The organism is Streptomyces sp. TN58, assembly GCF_001941845.1.
GTDB lineage: Bacteria > Actinomycetota > Actinomycetes > Streptomycetales > Streptomycetaceae > Streptomyces.
This window is the reverse complement of record NZ_CP018870.1, coordinates 2,353,973-2,368,752: the sequence shown is the minus strand read 5'-3', so window position 1 is coordinate 2,368,752 and position 14,780 is coordinate 2,353,973. Positions and strand designations below refer to the sequence as shown.

The window sequence follows — 14,780 nt, the reverse complement described above, 5'->3', positions numbered from 1 at the left end:
ACGATCGAGGGGTTCAACCCATCTTCGGCCAATCGGCCCACCGATCCCCATCGGATTTCGCAAAGGCCGGTCAAAAGGACCAGCGGCGCGGCGCGGGTCCTACGACCCCGCGCCCGCCCTGATCCGGCAGCGGTCAGAACGCCCCGGGGTGGATCTGCTCCCGCGTGGCGACGTACTGCTGGCGGACGCCCTGCCAGGCCGCGAACTCCTCGCCCGGCTCGAAGACCTGCGCCGCGGGGGCCGGCCAGTGGGGCGGGGTGTGCGGAGCCAGTGTGCCCTGCGCCACACCGAGCGCCCAGGCCGCCTGGCGGGCCGCGCCCAGCGCCGCGTAGTCGGCCGGTGCCGGTACGACGATCTGCGTGCCGAACAGCCCGGGGGCCGCCACCTGCACGGCGGGCAGCTCCGCGGCCGCCCCCAGCAGGAACACCCGGCGGATCTCGACCCCGCGCGAGCGCAGCACGTCGAGGGCGTCCACCAGGCCGCACAGCATGCCCTCGAAGGCCGCCCGGGCCAGGTGCTCCGGCTTCATCGAGTCCCGGCGCAGCCCGCTGAGGGTTCCGGCGGCATGCGGCAGGCTCGGCGTCCGCTCACCTTCCAGATACGGCAGCAGTACGAGGCCGTGCGCGCCCGGGGTCGACTTCAGCGCGAGCGCGGACAGGCCCTCCAGGTCGGTGCCGAGCAGCTCGGCGGTGCCGCGCAGGGCCCGTACGGCGTTGGAGGTGTTCACCACGGGCAGATGCATGCCGGTGGCGTCGGCCAGGGAGGTGATCAGCCCGCCCGGCTCCGACAGCGCCTCGTGGTGCAGCGCCATCACCGACCCGGAGGCGCCGAGGGAGACCACCGCGTCGCCGGGGCCCAGCCCCAGGCCCAGCGCCGCGGCCATCGTCTCGCCGGTGCCGGCGGATATCAGCAGCCCCTCGGGCGTGGTTCCGGCCGCGTCGGCGGGGCCGAGCACCTCCGGCAGCAGGGCCCGGTGCCCGAGTGCCAGCTCGACCAGGTCGGGCCGCCAGGCTCCGGCGGCCGCCGACCAGTAGCCGGTTCCGGAGGCGCCGCCGCGGTCGGTGGTCCGCCGGGCCGGGCGGCCCAGCAGCTGCCAGACCAGCCAGTCGTGCGGGGACATCAGCACGGCCACCCGGCGGGCCGCCTCGGGCTCGGTGCGGGCCAGCCAGGCCAGCTTCGCGACGGGCTGCGCGGAGTGCGGGACCGAGCCCACCGCCTCGGCCCAGGCGTGCCGCCCGCCGAGGGCTTCGGTGAGGTCGGCGGCCGCGGCCTGGCCGCGCTTGTCGTTGCCGACGAGGGCCGGGCGCACCAGGGCGCCCTGCGGGTCCAGCGGGAGCAGGCCGTGCTGCTGCGCGGAGACCCCGATGGCCTGGACCCCCTCCAGGATCCCGCCGCCGGCGGCCTCGCCGAGGGAGAGCAGCCAGGCCTGGGGGTCGGTCTCGTGGGGGCTGGCGCCGTCGGGTTCGCCCGCGGGCTGCGGATGGGGTGCGTACCCCTGGCGCAGCACGGCGCCGGTGTCGGTGTCACAGACGACGATGCGTGTGAAGGCGGAAGAGCTGTCCAGCCCGGCGACTATCCCCATGCGGAGAATTCTGCCGCACGCGGGGCGCTCCCGACCGTCCCGGAGCCCCTGAAACCTCATGGGTCCCAGGGGCTCCCGGTGCCGCCTCTGACGGGTCAGGTGTTGCTGGTGCCCCAGTCGTCATCGGCGGCCTGGCCGTTGCTGTGGCCGCGCAGTGCGCGTACCCGGTCCGCGAGCGAGCCCGGTACGGCGTCGCCGACCTTCTCGCTCACCACGGCGAAGGCCTTCCCGGCGTACTCCCGCCCGGTATGTCCCGCGGTCTCGGCGGCGTTGCGCACCGCGGGATTCTGCGCGACCTGGCGGGCGGACTTCTTCAGCTTCTCGTAGCGCTCGCGTCCGGCCCGCGTTCCGAGCACGTACCCGAGAGCCAGTCCGACCACGAACGTGACCTTGTACCGCATGCCTGTCACCCTTCGTCGTGTGGTGCCCGGCCTGCTGTCGATACCGATTGGCGGAGCACCCCCCTGCTTGCGCTAATCTATGTCTCGCAGCGAGCGCTCGCCCCCCGGCAAGGCCGGAGGTGGGCTGTTCGATGCACCGCAGCAATCCCCTGTAGCTCAATTGGCAGAGCAGCCGGCTGTTAACCGGCAGGTTACTGGTTCGAGTCCAGTCGGGGGAGCGCAGTCCCCTGTAGCTCAATTGGCAGAGCATTCGGCTGTTAACCGGAGGGTTGCTGGTTCGAGTCCAGCCGGGGGAGCAAGGCAGAGAAGAGGACCCTACGGGGTCCTCTTTTCTCTTTGTCGGCCTTTTCGGGAACCGGGCAGCCCTCAGCGCGGTCTCTCTGAACAGGCGAAGCCGATCATGCGAGGCATCCGAGGCAGGAGATCGTATGAGCGGCTATGCTGCGGCAGACGGCGCGCACAGATGTACGCGCCACGCCGTGAAGGGGCGGTAGCTCAGCCGGTTAGAGCAGCGGACTCATAATCCGTCGGCCGTGGGTTCGAGTCCCACCCGCCCCACCGCAAGCCGCAGGTGCAGAAACGATCGCACCTGCGGCTTCGGCGTTTTCCGGGGAGTGGGCCGTCAGAAGTCCTCCGTTTCGTCCACGAGGAGGCGCAGGACGTCCGACAGGTCCTGGCGGCGGGCGTAGGCCGCTCGCTGGCGGTGGGCGCCCGAGCCGTCGCGCAGGAGGCCGGCGAGGGTCTTGGCCGCGTGGTCCAGGTCGCCCGCGGCGGCCAGTTCCGGGGCGACCAGGTCCAGCAGGGCCTCCGCGAGGTCGGCCGCCGGGAGTTCCGCGCCCGTGTACGGGTCGAGGCCGAAGCCCTCCAGGCCGTCGTGGGCCGCCCGCCAGCGCGCGAGGTGCAGTACGTCGTCCCGCAGGGCCGGCTCGGGGCGCTGCTCGCCGATCTCGCGGAGCGCCGTGGCCACGAGTGCGCGGGCCAGTTCGGCCTGCAGGACCGCCGAGTCGACGGCCGCGGACATGTCCGGCGCGCGGAACTCCAGCGTCGGCCAGTGGCCGGAGGGGCGGAGGTCCCAGTAGACCATCTTGGTGTCCAGGGCCGCTCCCGACCCGAGCAGGGTCTGCACCGAGCGCCGGAAGTGGGCCGTGGACGTGAAGTGCGGAGGCGGGCCCGCCGAGGGCCAGCCGGACCAGGCCATCGCCCGCCAGCTGGAGTGGCCGGTGTCACGGCCGCCCCAGAACGGCGAGTTGGCGGCCAGCGCGATCAGCGTGGGCAGCCATGGTCTGATCCGGTTGGAGACCGCGACCGCCGTGTCCACGTCGAGCGTGCCGATGTGGACGTGGCGGCCGCAGCTGACGAGGGTGTCGGTGAGCGCGCCGAAGCGGCGGTGCTGCTCGCGCTGGCGCGGCAGGTCGTCCGTCAGGTGCAGCGGCCCTTCCACCGCGACGACCGGCGACGGCGCGGCCAGGAGCCGGCAGCCGTGGGCGCGGGCGGCCCGTCCGAGGGTGCGCCGCAGGGCGACGAGTTCGGCGCGCAGCGAGGCGGCCGAGTCGGCGACCGGGGTGGATATCTCCACCTGGTAGCGGGTGCCTTCCGGGTGCATCTCGCCCGGCATCCCGGCGGCCGTCGCCAGGACCATCGGGGCGGCGGGGACCACCCGGAGAGTGCGGGCGTCGACGAGCAGGAACTCCTCCTCGACGCCGACGGTGAGGGGCACGGTGGGGTGCACCGTGTTCTGCGCGGTGCCGGTGCTCGTGGTGCTGTTGCCAGGTTCGATCACTACGCCTCCCTGGACATACGAGTCTTTTCATCATGAGCCGAACACGAGGCGGGAGCGTGCGGCGAATCAGTCAAATGTCCCGTGACAGTGGCGGGTTACCGGCAACCGCCCGCCCGGGAGGGGAGTCCGGAGCAGCGTGGGGCGACTGTTGCCCGTGGTTATGATCCGATGTGACTCGTACCAGTGCGCCGACCCGCCCGCAGCGGCGGATATTAGCCGACCTCACACCGCTGTCCACGTCCGCGGACTACCGCAGGCTGTGGTTCGGGGGAACGATCTCCTGGGTAGGCCAGGCGATGACGGCCCTCGCGATCTCGCTCCAGGTCTACGACATCACCCGCTCCAGCTTCGCCGTAGGGCTGGTGGGGCTCTTCTCCCTCGTCCCGCTGATCGTCTTCGGCCTCTACGGCGGGGCCATCGCCGACACCGTGGACCGGCGCAAGCTCGGCCTCTACAGCTCCCTCGGCGCCGCCGCGCTGTCGGTCGCGCTCGCCGCGGCCGCACTGGTCGGCTACCACCGCGTCTGGTTCCTGTACGCCGTCGTCGCGCTCCAGGCCGCCTGCGGGGCGCTGACCGGGCCGGCGCGCTCGGCGATGATCCCGAGGCTGCTGCCCGCGGAACAGCTGCCCGCGGCCAACGCCCTGAACTCCGTGACCATGACCTTCGGCACGATGGTCGGTCCCGCCCTGGGCGGGCTGATCGTCGCCGTCGGGGGGTACGAGTGGGCGTACCTGGTCGACGCCGTCACCTTCACCGCCGCCCTCTACGCGATGTGGCGGCTGCCGTCGATGAAGCCGGACCGGGCCGAGGGCGCGCGGGGGAGGGCATCCGTCGCCGACGGACTGCGCTTCCTCGGCACCCGGCCCAACATCCGGATGACGTTCTTCACCGACATGGCCGCCATGGTGCTGGCCCAGCCGAAGGCGCTGTTCCCCGCCATCGCCGTCCTCTGGTACGGGGACACCGCGAAGACGGTCGGCCTGATGGTGGCCGCGATCGCCGCGGGGGCGCTGCTCGGCGGGCTGTTCTCCGGCTGGCAGTCCCGCATCAGGCGGCACGGGCTGGCGATCCTGCTGGCCGTGGCCGCGTGGGGGCTGGCCATCGCGGTGTTCGGCCTCATGCGGAACCTGTGGCTCGGGCTGTTCTTCCTGGCCCTCGCCGGGTACGCGGACACCGTCTCGATGGTGTTCCGCACCACCATGCTCCAGGCAGCCACCCCCGACGACATGCGCGGACGCCTCCAGGGCGTCTTCATCGTGGTGGTCGCGGGCGGGCCCCGGCTCGGGGACTTCTTCGCCGGGACCGCCGCCGACCTGACCTCCCCGGCCGTCGCCGTCACGTGCGGCGGGCTGGGCTGCGTCGTGGTGGTCGGCCTGCTCGCCCTGCGCTGGCGCGACTTCGCCCGCTACGACGCGCGCTCCCCGAAGGCGTAGCAGGACCGTACCGGGGCCGCCTACGCGTCCACCGGCTCGCGGGTGCGTTCGCCGCCCACGCCGCCGGTGTTGACCGTGCCGACCGGTTCGAAGAGCAGGATGTGGGCCTCCTCGTCCGCCGCCGGGCAGTGCTCCGTCCCGCGCGGGACGACGTACATCTCGCCCGGGCCCAGGATTACGTCCCCTTCGCGCAGGCGGATCGTCAGGGTGCCGGAGACGACGAGGAACAGCTCGTCGGTGTCCTCGTGGGTGTGCCACACGAACTCGCCCCGGACCTTGGCGACCTTGACCTCGTAGTCGTTGACGCGGGCGATGCGGCGCGGCGCCCAGTGCTCGGTGAAACCGGCCAGTTTCCCGGCGACGTCGATCTTCTGTGTCGTCATGCGGACAGCCTGGCGCCGGGCGGGCGGCCCGTCTTGTACGTTCCTGACATGGCCGCGATACCACCGCCGCGCAGCACGGTGTACGCCTGGCGGCCTCCGGTGCCGGGCATCGCCGAGGTCTTCCACGCCCGCTTCACCGAGCACGCGTATCCGGCGCACGTGCACGACACCTGGGCGCTGATGATCGTGGACGGCGGGCGGGTGGACTTCGCCCTCGACCGGGAACGCCACGGCGCCGGGGTGTCGGACGCGGTGGTCCTGCTGCCGCCCGGGGTGGTCCACGACGGACGGACCGTCACGGAGGCGGGCTTCCGCAAGCGCGTCCTGTACCTGGACACCTCGGTCCTGCCGGAGCGGCTGACCGGAGCTGCCGTGGACGCGCCGCTGCTGGTCGACGCCGCGCTGCGCGAGCGCGTACACGGGCTGCACCTGGCGCTCGGGCAGCGCGGGCGGGACCCCCTGGAGGCGCAGTCGCGGCTGGCCTTCGTACAGGAGCGGCTGCGCGGGTGGCTGGCGGGCCGGGGAGAGCCGCCCGCCGGTGCGGCCGGGGCGGCCGGCGCGGGGACGGGCGGGCGGCGGCTGGCCGTACGGCTGCGCGAGCTGCTGGACGCCCGGCTGGTGGAGGGGATCACGCTGGAGGAGGCCTCGGCCCGGCTCGGCCATGTCCATCCCACCCACCTCATCCGCAGTTTCCGGACGGCCTACGGGCTGCCGCCGCACGCCTACCTGACCGGGCGGAGGGTGGCGGTGGCACGAGGTCTGCTGCTCGCGGGGGCGCGGCCGGCGCATGCGGCGGTGGAGGCGGGCTTCTACGACCAGGCCCACCTCGCGCGGCACTTCGCACGGCACGTCGGGACCAGCCCGGCCAGGTTCGCCCGGTCACGCGGGGTGTGAAACGACGGCCCGCGGGGTGCGAAACGGCGGCCGCACCCGCGAGTCCGCCGCCCCTACGCCCCTGCGGTGCCGTCCGGTCCGGCCGGGGTGACGATGCCGCGGGCCACGCCCAGGGCCACCAGGTCCTGGGGGCGGATGCGGAGCTGGTCCGCCGTGGCGGGGGCGGCCGACGGGGGACGTTTGAGGATGGCCGCGGCCAGTTCCGGGGCGATGACGGAGAAGTAGCTGTCCGGCGTCACCCAGGTGTTCCCCGGCGCGGCCAGCGCCAGGGCGCCGCCCGAACCGCCCTCGCCGATCAGAAGGGTGGTGACGGGCACGGTGGCCGCCGCCAGTGCCGCGAAGGTGTCGGCGATGGCGGCACCCGCGCCCGCGTGCTCGGCGGCGGCGTCGTTGGCCGCGCCCGGAGTGTCCACCAGGGTGAGCACGGGGATGCCGAGCCGGTCCGCGAGGCGGACCACGCGGGTGGCCGTGCGGTATCCCGCCGGGCGGGTGGCGGTGCCGCACTGGGCGGCGTAGGCCACGGCCCGGCCCTCCCGCAGCCCGAATCCGCACAGCATGCCCGGGTCCGTGCCGCCCGCCCGGTCCCCGGACAGGTGCAGGCGGAGCTCGAAGTACGCGTCCAGGTACGCCTCGGCGCGCGGTCGGCCGGGGTCGCGCGCCTGCCGTACCGCGTCCCAGCCGGTGGCGGGCGGGCGTACGCCGGCCAGTGCGGCCGGGGGCTCGACCGGCTCGCCGGAGCGGGGCGCGGCGAGGACGCGGAGCCAGCCCGCGAGGGTGCCCGGCAGCTGCGCGGCGGGGACCACCGCGTCCACGTGACCGGCGGCGTACTGCCCCTCGGCGGTGTACGCCGCCGGGTCCGCGTCCGCCGGGCGCACCCGGGACCCGGCGAAGCCGACCTGGGCGCCGGGCAGTGCGAGGACGACGTCGGCGCCGGCGCCGAGGGTGGCCCAGCCGCCGCCGGTGGTCGGATCGCGCAGCACGGCGAGCTGGGGAAGTCCGGCGGCCCGGGTCAGGACGCTCTGGCGGGCCACGCGCTGCAGCTGGCCGAGCGCGAGCATGCCTTCCTGCATGCGGGAGCCGCCCGTGGCGATGAGCGAGACCAGCGGGAGGCGGTGCTCGCGGGCGTGCGTGTAGGCGGCTTCGAGCCGGTCTCCGGTGCGTCGGCCCAGCGAGCCGCCGAGGAAGCCGAACTCGAAGGAGACCAGGACGGCTTCGCGGCCGCCGATGCGGGCGGTGCCGGTGACGACGGACTCGTGTTCGCCGGTGCGCTCGGTGGCGCGGGCGCGGGAGGCGTCGTAGCCGGCCCAGGCCAGCGGGCCGTCGGCGGGGGACTCCCCAAGGGGTGCGGGCAGTTCGGTGAAGCTGCCGGTGTCGCTCACGGCGGCGATGGCCGCGCGGGCCGAGAGCCGGGTCGTCGTCACGGGTTCACCCCAGGTCGGATCGGTGTCGGATCAGTGTCGGCAGTGTGGACCAGCGAAATGGTCTGTGGGCGACAGTACTTCGGCCGGGCTGCGGCGGTCAGCCCGCGAACCGGACGGCGTGCAGCGCCCCGACGGACGTGGCCAGGGCGGCGAGCAGCAGCCGCAGCGCCTCTCGGGCAGGCGGGGCTGGAGCCGGGCGCCGAGGTGCCGGCCGACCAGGCCGCCGGCGCGTAGGTGGCGGCGCCGACGACCGAGGGGACGAAGGTCCGCGCGCGGCGAGGGCGGGCGGGTCGTGCGGGCCGGCGCCGGGCGCAGGGTCCGCAGCAGCAGCCCCGACGTGCGGGCCGGGGACGGCGAACACGCGGATCACCGCGTCGAGGACCACGGCGGGCACGGTGCCGGCGACGAGCAGGCGGGTGAGGGGCCTTCAGGCCGCCCGCCCGGTGGTGGCGCAGCAGCGCGCCGGACCGGTCACGACGTCGTGGAGGAGGTTGGTGGCGTCACCGCCGGGCTCGGCACACTGCACGTCATGCCCGCCTCCTGGAAGGACCTCCGCCCGGCCCGTACCGACCCAGGCTCGCCCGGCCGGCGGTCACGGTCCAGGAAGGGCGTGTGAACAGCCCGTCACGGCAGAGGGAAGGCGATCTTCAGCGCATAGGCGGCGACCAGGCCGTAGCCCAGGCGGAAGGTCCAGAGGCGGGCCGTCGGGGAGATGCGGGCGCCCGCGAGGGAGCCGAGGGCGACGAGGGACTGCTGCCACAGGAGGGAGGCGAGGCCGACGCCGACGAGGAAGGCGGCCCCCGCCGGGCCGGAGCCGAGGACGGCACCCTGGGCCGTGGTGAGGGCCGCGAAGTAGAGGGCGGTGGTGGGGTTGATCGCGGTCAGGGCCACGAAGCGGGCGAAGGCCCTGGCCGGGCGCACGTCGGTGGCGGTGCGGGTGCCTCCCCCCGCCCCGGCGGCCGCGCCCGGACCCTCCTGCCCCGGGGGCGGCGGGGCCGGGGCTCCGCGGCGGGCTCCGGCGAGGCCGTGGGCCGCGATGGCCAGCAGGATCACCGCCGAGGCCAGCCGGACCCAGGCCTCCACGGGGGAGATGTGAGAGGCCACCCAGGGGCCGACGGCGGTGGCGAGGGCCGCGTAGCCGAGGTCGACCACGGCCACGCCGGCGGCCGCTGCCATCGCGGTGCGGCGGTGCCGTATGGCCTCCTGGAGGAGCAGCACGCTCATCGCACCCATCGGCATCGCCACGCCCAGGCCGGCGGCGGCGCCCGCGAGAGCGGGCGTCATCAGTTCGCTCATGCGGGGCAGCGTCGGCCTGACGGCTCGCGCCAGGAGCGCGAATACCGGCGCCGACTGCGAGAATCGCGGCATGGACCGTCTCGACAGGGAAATCCTCGGCATCCTGCAGCAGGATGCGCGGATCTCCTACCGCGACCTCGGAGTCCGCGTCGGCCTCAGCGCCAACGCCACCGCCGACCGGGTGCGGCGGATGCGCCGGGAGGGGGTGATCCGCGGGTTCACCGTCGTGGTGGACCCGGCCGCCGACACGGCCGGCGGCCTCGTCGTCTTCATCGACGTCACCTTGCGCCAGGACACCACGAACGAGGAGTTCGAGCGGCAGGTCGACAAGCTCCCCGGGATCACCGAGGTCGTCCACGTGACCGGCGCGCACGACTACCTCGTACGCGCCCGGGCGGCCGATCCCGCCGCCCTCGACGGGCTGCTGCGCCGCCTGAAGCGGGAGGCGGGGGTGGCCCAGTCCAACACCCGGATCGCCCTGCGTGCCGCCAACCGCCCCGACCGGCTCTGAGGCGGGGCCGACGGCAGAGCGCCGGCTCCCGCGTCACCGCCGTGGCCCGCGCCCCGCGCCCCGCGCCCCGTGTTCCGGTTCGCCGGCCGCTGCCTGTGCGGCGTCCGTCATCCGGCCAGCGGGTTGAGGACCATGGGAGCGATCTTCCCTTCGAGCATGGCGCCGAGACCCATCACGGCGCACACGTCGGGCCGTTCGGCGATGGCGACGGGCATGCCGGTGGCGTCCCGCAGCATCTGGTCCAGGCCCGGCAGGAGGGCGCTGCCGCCGACCATCATGATTCCCCGGTCCGTCAGGTCGGCGACCAGGTCGGGCGGGCAGTCGCGCAGCACCTTGCCGATCCCGTCGAGGACGGCGGTCAGCGGCGTGTGGATGGCGTCCCGTACGGCGGCGGTGTCCACATGTACGGAACGCGCCAGTCCGGTGGCGACGTCACGGCCGTGGATGAGGGTGGAGGCCGGCCCGCCGGAGGTGAGGCCGTTGCCGTGCAGGGCAAGTTGCAGCGGCCGGACGGCCTGGCTGGGCAGCATCAGCTCGTGTGCGTGGCGCAGGTGCTGGACGACGGCGTGGTCGATGGCCTCGCCGCCGACGGGGATCCGCTGGGCGGTGACGATCGAACCGAGGGAGAGGACGGCGACCTGGGTGGCAGCGGCCCCGCACACCATGATCATCGTCGCGGTCGGCTGCTCCACGGGCAGTCCGCAGCCGACGGCCGCGGCGATCAGGGTGTCGACCAGTTCGACGCGCCGGGCGCCGAGTCCGACCAGGGTCTCCACGGCCGCCCGCTGGGCGAGCGGGTCCGCGTCGTGCGGCGTGCAGGCGGCGGCCCGCAGTCGCGGCTTGCGCCGCAGGGCGCGCCGCAGCTTCTCGCCGAGGAGGTGGCGCAGCATCCGCTGGGCCATCTCGATGTCGACGACGGTGCCGCCGGAGACGGGGCGTACGACCCTGATGTAGTCGGGTGTGCGGCCGGTCATCCGCTCGGCGAAGGTTCCGACGGCGATGAGCGCGCCGGTACGTGTGTTCACCGCGGCGACGCTGGGTTCGTCGACCACGAGGCCGGCGCCCTTGACGTACACGCGGGTCCTCGCCGCCCCCAGGTCGACGGCGACGTGGCAGCGGCGCAACTGCTCAAGACTGACGGTCACGGCAGAACCTCCCGAGAGCGCTGACGCAAGAGGACCGGCGGAAGTGCCGGTCGCTTGTCCTATCATCTCGGGCATTTCGCCCTGTTCGCCCGTTGGAATGCTCCGGCCGTGGGAGTGTCGCGGCTGCATGAGGGTGGATTTCTGTACCGACAGGCAGCAGCATGCCCGCACCACACGCGCTACTCGCGCGTAACAAGGTAAGGGGGGACCGATGCTGACGGCCCGACAGGGACTGGTCGCGCTCCTGACGCTCTGCCTGGCGCTCAGCCTGGCCATCACGGCGCCCGCCGCGGCTCGTGCCGCCGGCCCGGGCCCGGCCCCCGCCTCTGACCCGGTATCACCGCGCACCCCGGTGGTCTTCGTGCACGGATACAACGCCGACCCCGGCGTCTGGGGGTCGCTGCGAGCCGACCTGCGGGCCGACGGCTACGCCGACGCGGAGCTCCACTCCTTCGGCTACGACACCCACCGGTCCGTCAACGAGGTCCTCGCCGGCCGGCTCGCCGCCTACGTCGAGGAGGTCCGCCGGGAGACCGGCGCCGCGAAGGTCGACATCGTGTCGCACTCCTTCGGCTCGCTGGTCAGCCGCTGGTACGTCAAGTTCGGCGGGGGAGCGGCCGCCGTCGACCACTGGGTCTCGCTGGCCGGCCCCAACCGGGGCACCTCCACCGCCTGGGCCTGCGCCCTGTGGGACCAGGCGTGCCGGGACATGACCCCCGGGTCGTACGTCGTGCGGAACCTGGGCGACGGGGACCCCACCCCCGGCGCCGTGAAGTACGCGACCTTCTGGTCGGGCTGCGACGAGGTGGTCAACCCCGACGACAGCGTCCCGCTCACGGGCGCCGCCAACGCCGCGGTCGGATGCCTGGCGCACAACGACCTGCTCGGCGACGACGGGACCTCGGCCGGAGTCCGCGCCTTCCTCACCTCGTAGCGCGTCCCGTGCGGGAGCGCCCGCGTGGCCTGCCGTCAGGGCCAGGCCACGCGCTGGAGGAGGCCGTAGGTGAACTCGGCCACGCACGGCCGGCCCTGCGTGGTGAAGGCGAGGCGCCAGCGCGTCGGGGCGGTGCCCTCCATCGGCCGTACCGGCGCGAAGGCGCGCGCCACCTCGTCCACCGTCGCCGACCAGGGCAGCAGATCGGCCGGCGAGTCCAGTACGGGCCCCCGCGCGCCCGGGGCCCGTACGAGCCACTCGTTCCACACCGCCCCGTCCGCAGCCGCCAGCACCTCGAAGCGCAGGTCCGGCCAGAGCGGCAGCGGCCACAGCAGGGCCTCGCACTCCAGATCGCCGATGGTGCGGTGCTCGGCCGACTCCGGCGGCCCGAGCACCGAGCGGTACCGGGCCAGCGCCCCGCGGGCGCGCGGCGAGCGCACCATCGCCTGCCAGCGCTTGTTCGCCTCCCGCTGGTCCGCGAGGGAGGCGCCCAGTCGGCGGCGGGCCTCGTCGGCGAGGCCGGGCTGGAAGTCGGCCATCCGCCGCAGCAGCACCAGCTGGAACGCGGCCGGCCCGAAAGTTGTCACGGAGGAAACGATTCCACACAGGATCCTTACGTTCTCGGGATCCGGATGTGGCCGCATACGGCATAGCCTGCGGGCGCCATGAACTATTGCCACGCCTGCCGGAGGCACCTCAACGGCGCACTGGCGTGCGCCGGATGCGGAACGCCTGCCGAGTACCTGATACCCGCCGCTCCCGCCGCCGGGCCGCCCCAGCCGCCCAGGGTGGAGGGGCCCGCCGCGGATCCGCCGGCCGCGCTCGCCGATGTGTTCGCGGACTCGCTCGTGGTGCTCTCCGCCCCGAACGAGCGCCGGGCCGGCGCCCGGCGGCGGGCCGCCGGCCGGCGCCGTCGCCGCACCACGGTCTCCCTTTCGCTGGGCGTACTGCTCGCGGCCGCGGGCTCCCTGCTGGTGGCGGGCATGGCGGCCGACGGGGAGACCACCGACCGTGCCTCCACGGTGGTGCTGACCGACGACGGGCCCCGCGAGCCCGCCCCGCTGCCGGAGGCGGCGACGGCCGGGGTGCCCACGGGCTCCGGCAAGGCCACCGCGAAGTCCGGCGGCACGGCCGCGAAGAAGTCCGGGTCGGCGGCGCCCTCCGGCAGCGCCGGGCAGCCGGGGCCGACGGAGGCCGCCTCCGAACCGGCCCCCACCGCCTCCGGGCGGGCTTCCCGCAGCCCCGGTCCGAAGACCTCCGTACAGGGCGGCGGCTCCGGCTCGCCCTCGCCGGGTGGCACCGGCGCCAGCCAGAGCCCGTCGCCGGCCGGGTCCAAGACCCCCGCGCCCACGCCTACGCCGACGAAGGACTGCTGGCTCTTCTGCTGGTTCTAGTTCCGGGGGTGTCCCCAGGCATCGGCCGGTCAGGCCAGCATCCGCCTGAGCAGGTCGCGCAGCACGGCCCGCTCCGCCGGGGACAGTCCGGCCAGGGGCTCGCGCGCGAAGTCCAGCGACTCGCGCAGCCGCTCCGCCGTCCGCAGCCCCTCCTCGGTGGGGGCGGCCAGCTTGACCCGCCGGTCGGCGGGATCCGGGCGGCGCTCGACCAGGCCCCGGCCCTCCAGCCGGTCGATGATGCCCGTCACGTTGGAGGGCTCGCACCGCAGCTTCTGCGCGATGCGCCGCATGGGTGTCGGCTCCGTCGCGAGCAGGTTGAGCACCTTGGCCTGGGCGCCGGTCAGCTGGTGGCTGGCCGCCGCGTGCTCGTACTCCATGTGGTACCGGGTCACGACGTCACCGATGAGTTCGACGACCTCGACGGTCACTGGGTCTACACGACGACTGGGCATGGATCCAGCGTACCCCTTTACTTGACAACCTGAAATATCCAGGCGCATGGTTGTTTCACCCAGTGAAGCAATTCGTTCTGACCAGGAGCGCCGCAATGTCTGAGATTCCCGCCGTGAGCCGCGAGTGGCACCTCGTCCGTCGCCCGCAGGGCTGGCCCGTCGCCGAGGACTTCGCCCTGCGCGAGGTGCCGGTGTCCGCCGAGCCCGCCGCCGGCCGGATCCTCGTGCGCAACCTGCACATGTCCGTCGACCCGTACATGCGCGGCCGGATAACGGCACTCTGACAACTTCTACGCAGAGTGACAGTGTTGTTCGCAGCCTGTGCACAGCTCACTACGGACTGTGTATGGACTGGGGGTAATGCCTACAGCTCTTTCCGTGAGGACCGCCGGGGGAGCCTTCCTCTCATCCTGTACGGGTTCCAGAGGTTCCACGGGACCCCTCAGAGGCTTTCACTCGACCTTTGGCCTCCTGTGGCCATCTGGCCCTAGAGGCCGTTAGGTGGCCATACAGGGCTTCCCCTGCCTTGGTGCCGACATCGCTACCGGCTAAGGCTGTCAGGATGTCCCCGGCCTGTGACTCCGGTCTCACTTCTTTGGCTGGTTGTCTTGGTTTCCCTCGGAGGACACGTACATTAATTTTGTGGGGGGTTTTATATACCCCCCATTCTTTGAGTCTTTAGAGGCATCCCCTCAAAGGGATGCCATCTGTAGGTAACCCACTTCTGAACATGAAGAAGCCCCGGCCACTAGAGCCGGGGCATGTTCGTTCTCTTCGACTACGAGTCAGGGTCTTCCTGGGGTATCGACCCGGTGAACGAGGGCAACGTCTTCAAACCCTCGGAGGAAGCGACCGTGGCCACTGTTCAGGCCGGTGTGCGTCATGCACTGTCGATCGACCTCGGCCACGTCCGGCCCAGGGACGGCAGACCATTCGCAGTCTGCATGAAGGCAACTCGCAACCACCGTGGGCATGGACTCTGGGTCTCTGAAGATTCGGTGCTCGACATATCGGATGACTGAACGAGTCATCGGCGGGACCCGTCCGCCTTGACGCACCGGGTGTGCCAGTAGGCCACCTTCGGCGGACCTTCCTTGCTGGCGAGCATTCCCCGCCGGGCGATCTGGTGAAGGGGGATGGGCATGTTGCATGAC

15 protein-coding genes, 3 tRNA genes and 1 pseudogene are annotated in these 14,780 nt (G+C 73.3%); 10 read left to right on the top strand and 9 right to left on the bottom strand.

What is annotated here, in order from left to right:
• Window positions 1-133: 133 nt before the first annotated feature.
• Window positions 134-1,582, bottom strand: a complete 1,449-nt coding sequence (locus tag BSL84_RS10845; protein WP_075970237.1) for an FGGY family carbohydrate kinase — start codon at window positions 1,580-1,582, stop codon at window positions 134-136.
• A gap of 95 nt (window positions 1,583-1,677) precedes the next feature.
• A complete protein-coding gene (locus BSL84_RS10840; RefSeq protein ID WP_030030456.1) occupies window positions 1,678-1,983 on the bottom strand; it encodes a hypothetical protein in 306 nt (101 codons plus the stop codon).
• Window positions 1,984-2,128: 145 nt separating this feature from the next.
• Here BSL84_RS10840 and BSL84_RS10835 point away from each other — a divergent pair.
• The 3 genes from BSL84_RS10835 (at window position 2,129) to BSL84_RS10825 (ending at window position 2,541) form a co-directional block, all read left to right on the top strand.
• Window positions 2,129-2,201, top strand: a tRNA-Asn gene (locus BSL84_RS10835).
• 5 nt (window positions 2,202-2,206) lie between these two features.
• Window positions 2,207-2,279 (top strand) — tRNA-Asn (locus BSL84_RS10830).
• 188 nt (window positions 2,280-2,467) lie between these two features.
• Window positions 2,468-2,541 (top strand) — tRNA-Ile (locus tag BSL84_RS10825).
• A 64-nt stretch (window positions 2,542-2,605) separates the two neighbouring features.
• On the opposite strand, the gene BSL84_RS10820 is transcribed toward BSL84_RS10825, so the two are convergent.
• Entirely contained in the window at window positions 2,606-3,763 is a 1,158-nt protein-coding gene (locus BSL84_RS10820) for a carboxylate-amine ligase (protein ID WP_078848757.1), read from the bottom strand.
• Between the two features lie 170 nt (window positions 3,764-3,933).
• Here BSL84_RS10820 and BSL84_RS10815 point away from each other — a divergent pair, with 170 nt between their 5' ends.
• Window positions 3,934-5,196 (top strand): MFS transporter, encoded by a 1,263-nt coding sequence (locus BSL84_RS10815; protein WP_030030458.1) that lies wholly within the window; start codon window positions 3,934-3,936, stop codon window positions 5,194-5,196.
• A 20-nt stretch (window positions 5,197-5,216) separates the two neighbouring features.
• On the opposite strand, the gene BSL84_RS10810 is transcribed toward BSL84_RS10815, so the two are convergent.
• Window positions 5,217-5,579, bottom strand: coding sequence for a cupin domain-containing protein (locus tag BSL84_RS10810; protein WP_030030459.1), 363 nt, complete (start codon window positions 5,577-5,579; stop codon window positions 5,217-5,219).
• 48 nt (window positions 5,580-5,627) lie between these two features.
• On the opposite strand from BSL84_RS10810, the gene BSL84_RS10805 reads away from it, so the two are divergent.
• Window positions 5,628-6,473 (top strand): helix-turn-helix domain-containing protein, encoded by an 846-nt coding sequence (locus tag BSL84_RS10805; RefSeq protein ID WP_075970236.1) that lies wholly within the window; start codon window positions 5,628-5,630, stop codon window positions 6,471-6,473.
• Window positions 6,474-6,526: 53 nt separating this feature from the next.
• Here BSL84_RS10805 and BSL84_RS10800 read toward each other — a convergent pair whose 3' ends face one another.
• Together BSL84_RS10800 and BSL84_RS10795 are read right to left on the bottom strand one after the other, a co-directional pair.
• Window positions 6,527-7,894, bottom strand: a complete 1,368-nt coding sequence (locus tag BSL84_RS10800; RefSeq protein ID WP_234363442.1) for a carboxyl transferase domain-containing protein — start codon at window positions 7,892-7,894, stop codon at window positions 6,527-6,529.
• A gap of 624 nt (window positions 7,895-8,518) precedes the next feature.
• Entirely contained in the window at window positions 8,519-9,190 is a 672-nt protein-coding gene (locus tag BSL84_RS10795) for a LysE family transporter (protein WP_158879730.1), read from the bottom strand.
• Between the two features lie 70 nt (window positions 9,191-9,260).
• On the opposite strand from BSL84_RS10795, the gene BSL84_RS10790 reads away from it, so the two are divergent.
• A complete protein-coding gene (locus tag BSL84_RS10790) occupies window positions 9,261-9,701 on the top strand; it encodes an Lrp/AsnC family transcriptional regulator (RefSeq protein WP_045320727.1) in 441 nt (146 codons plus the stop codon).
• 107 nt (window positions 9,702-9,808) lie between these two features.
• On the opposite strand, the gene BSL84_RS10785 is transcribed toward BSL84_RS10790, so the two are convergent.
• Window positions 9,809-10,846, bottom strand: a complete 1,038-nt coding sequence (locus BSL84_RS10785) for a rod shape-determining protein (RefSeq protein ID WP_030037471.1) — start codon at window positions 10,844-10,846, stop codon at window positions 9,809-9,811.
• Window positions 10,847-11,057: 211 nt separating this feature from the next.
• Between BSL84_RS10785 and BSL84_RS10780 the strand changes: the two genes are divergently transcribed.
• Entirely contained in the window at window positions 11,058-11,780 is a 723-nt protein-coding gene (locus BSL84_RS10780; protein WP_075970235.1) for an esterase/lipase family protein, read from the top strand.
• Window positions 11,781-11,815: 35 nt separating this feature from the next.
• Here the strand turns inward: BSL84_RS10780 and BSL84_RS10775 are convergent, their stop codons facing one another.
• Complete coding sequence (locus BSL84_RS10775; protein WP_234308286.1) at window positions 11,816-12,319, bottom strand: hypothetical protein; 504 nt, start codon at window positions 12,317-12,319, stop codon at window positions 11,816-11,818.
• Between the two features lie 126 nt (window positions 12,320-12,445).
• On the opposite strand from BSL84_RS10775, the gene BSL84_RS10770 reads away from it, so the two are divergent.
• A complete protein-coding gene (locus BSL84_RS10770) occupies window positions 12,446-13,174 on the top strand; it encodes an SCO2400 family protein (protein ID WP_159393513.1) in 729 nt (242 codons plus the stop codon).
• A gap of 29 nt (window positions 13,175-13,203) precedes the next feature.
• Here the strand turns inward: BSL84_RS10770 and BSL84_RS10765 are convergent, their stop codons facing one another.
• A complete protein-coding gene (locus BSL84_RS10765) occupies window positions 13,204-13,626 on the bottom strand; it encodes a MarR family winged helix-turn-helix transcriptional regulator (RefSeq protein ID WP_030027710.1) in 423 nt (140 codons plus the stop codon).
• 95 nt (window positions 13,627-13,721) lie between these two features.
• Between BSL84_RS10765 and BSL84_RS10760 the strand changes: the two are divergent.
• Window positions 13,722-13,898 (top strand): annotated as a pseudogene (locus tag BSL84_RS10760) (NADP-dependent oxidoreductase); the annotation flags it as partial.
• Window positions 13,899-14,387: 489 nt separating this feature from the next.
• Window positions 14,388-14,648, top strand: coding sequence for a hypothetical protein (locus BSL84_RS36030; RefSeq protein WP_159393512.1), 261 nt, complete (start codon window positions 14,388-14,390; stop codon window positions 14,646-14,648).
• Window positions 14,649-14,780 lie beyond the last annotated feature (132 nt).

What these genes read in the sequence shown, in the direction of transcription:
- BSL84_RS10845 (WP_075970237.1), bottom strand. Translation starts at nt 1,582, where the DNA reads ATGGGGATAGTCGCCGGGCTGGACAGCTCTTCCGCCTTCACACGCATC.
- BSL84_RS10840 (WP_030030456.1), bottom strand. Translation starts at nt 1,983, where the DNA reads ATGCGGTACAAGGTCACGTTCGTGGTCGGACTGGCTCTCGGGTACGTG.
- BSL84_RS10810 (WP_030030459.1), bottom strand. Translation starts at nt 5,579, where the DNA reads ATGACGACACAGAAGATCGACGTCGCCGGGAAACTGGCCGGTTTCACC.
- BSL84_RS10805 (WP_075970236.1), top strand. Translation starts at nt 5,628, where the DNA reads ATGGCCGCGATACCACCGCCGCGCAGCACGGTGTACGCCTGGCGGCCT.
- BSL84_RS10795 (WP_158879730.1), bottom strand. Translation starts at nt 9,190, where the DNA reads ATGAGCGAACTGATGACGCCCGCTCTCGCGGGCGCCGCCGCCGGCCTG.
- BSL84_RS10790 (WP_045320727.1), top strand. Translation starts at nt 9,261, where the DNA reads ATGGACCGTCTCGACAGGGAAATCCTCGGCATCCTGCAGCAGGATGCG.
- BSL84_RS10780 (WP_075970235.1), top strand. Translation starts at nt 11,058, where the DNA reads ATGCTGACGGCCCGACAGGGACTGGTCGCGCTCCTGACGCTCTGCCTG.
- BSL84_RS10775 (WP_234308286.1), bottom strand. Translation starts at nt 12,319, where the DNA reads ATGGCCGACTTCCAGCCCGGCCTCGCCGACGAGGCCCGCCGCCGACTG.
- BSL84_RS10770 (WP_159393513.1), top strand. Translation starts at nt 12,446, where the DNA reads ATGAACTATTGCCACGCCTGCCGGAGGCACCTCAACGGCGCACTGGCG.
- BSL84_RS10765 (WP_030027710.1), bottom strand. Translation starts at nt 13,626, where the DNA reads ATGCCCAGTCGTCGTGTAGACCCAGTGACCGTCGAGGTCGTCGAACTC.
- BSL84_RS36030 (WP_159393512.1), top strand. Translation starts at nt 14,388, where the DNA reads ATGTTCGTTCTCTTCGACTACGAGTCAGGGTCTTCCTGGGGTATCGAC.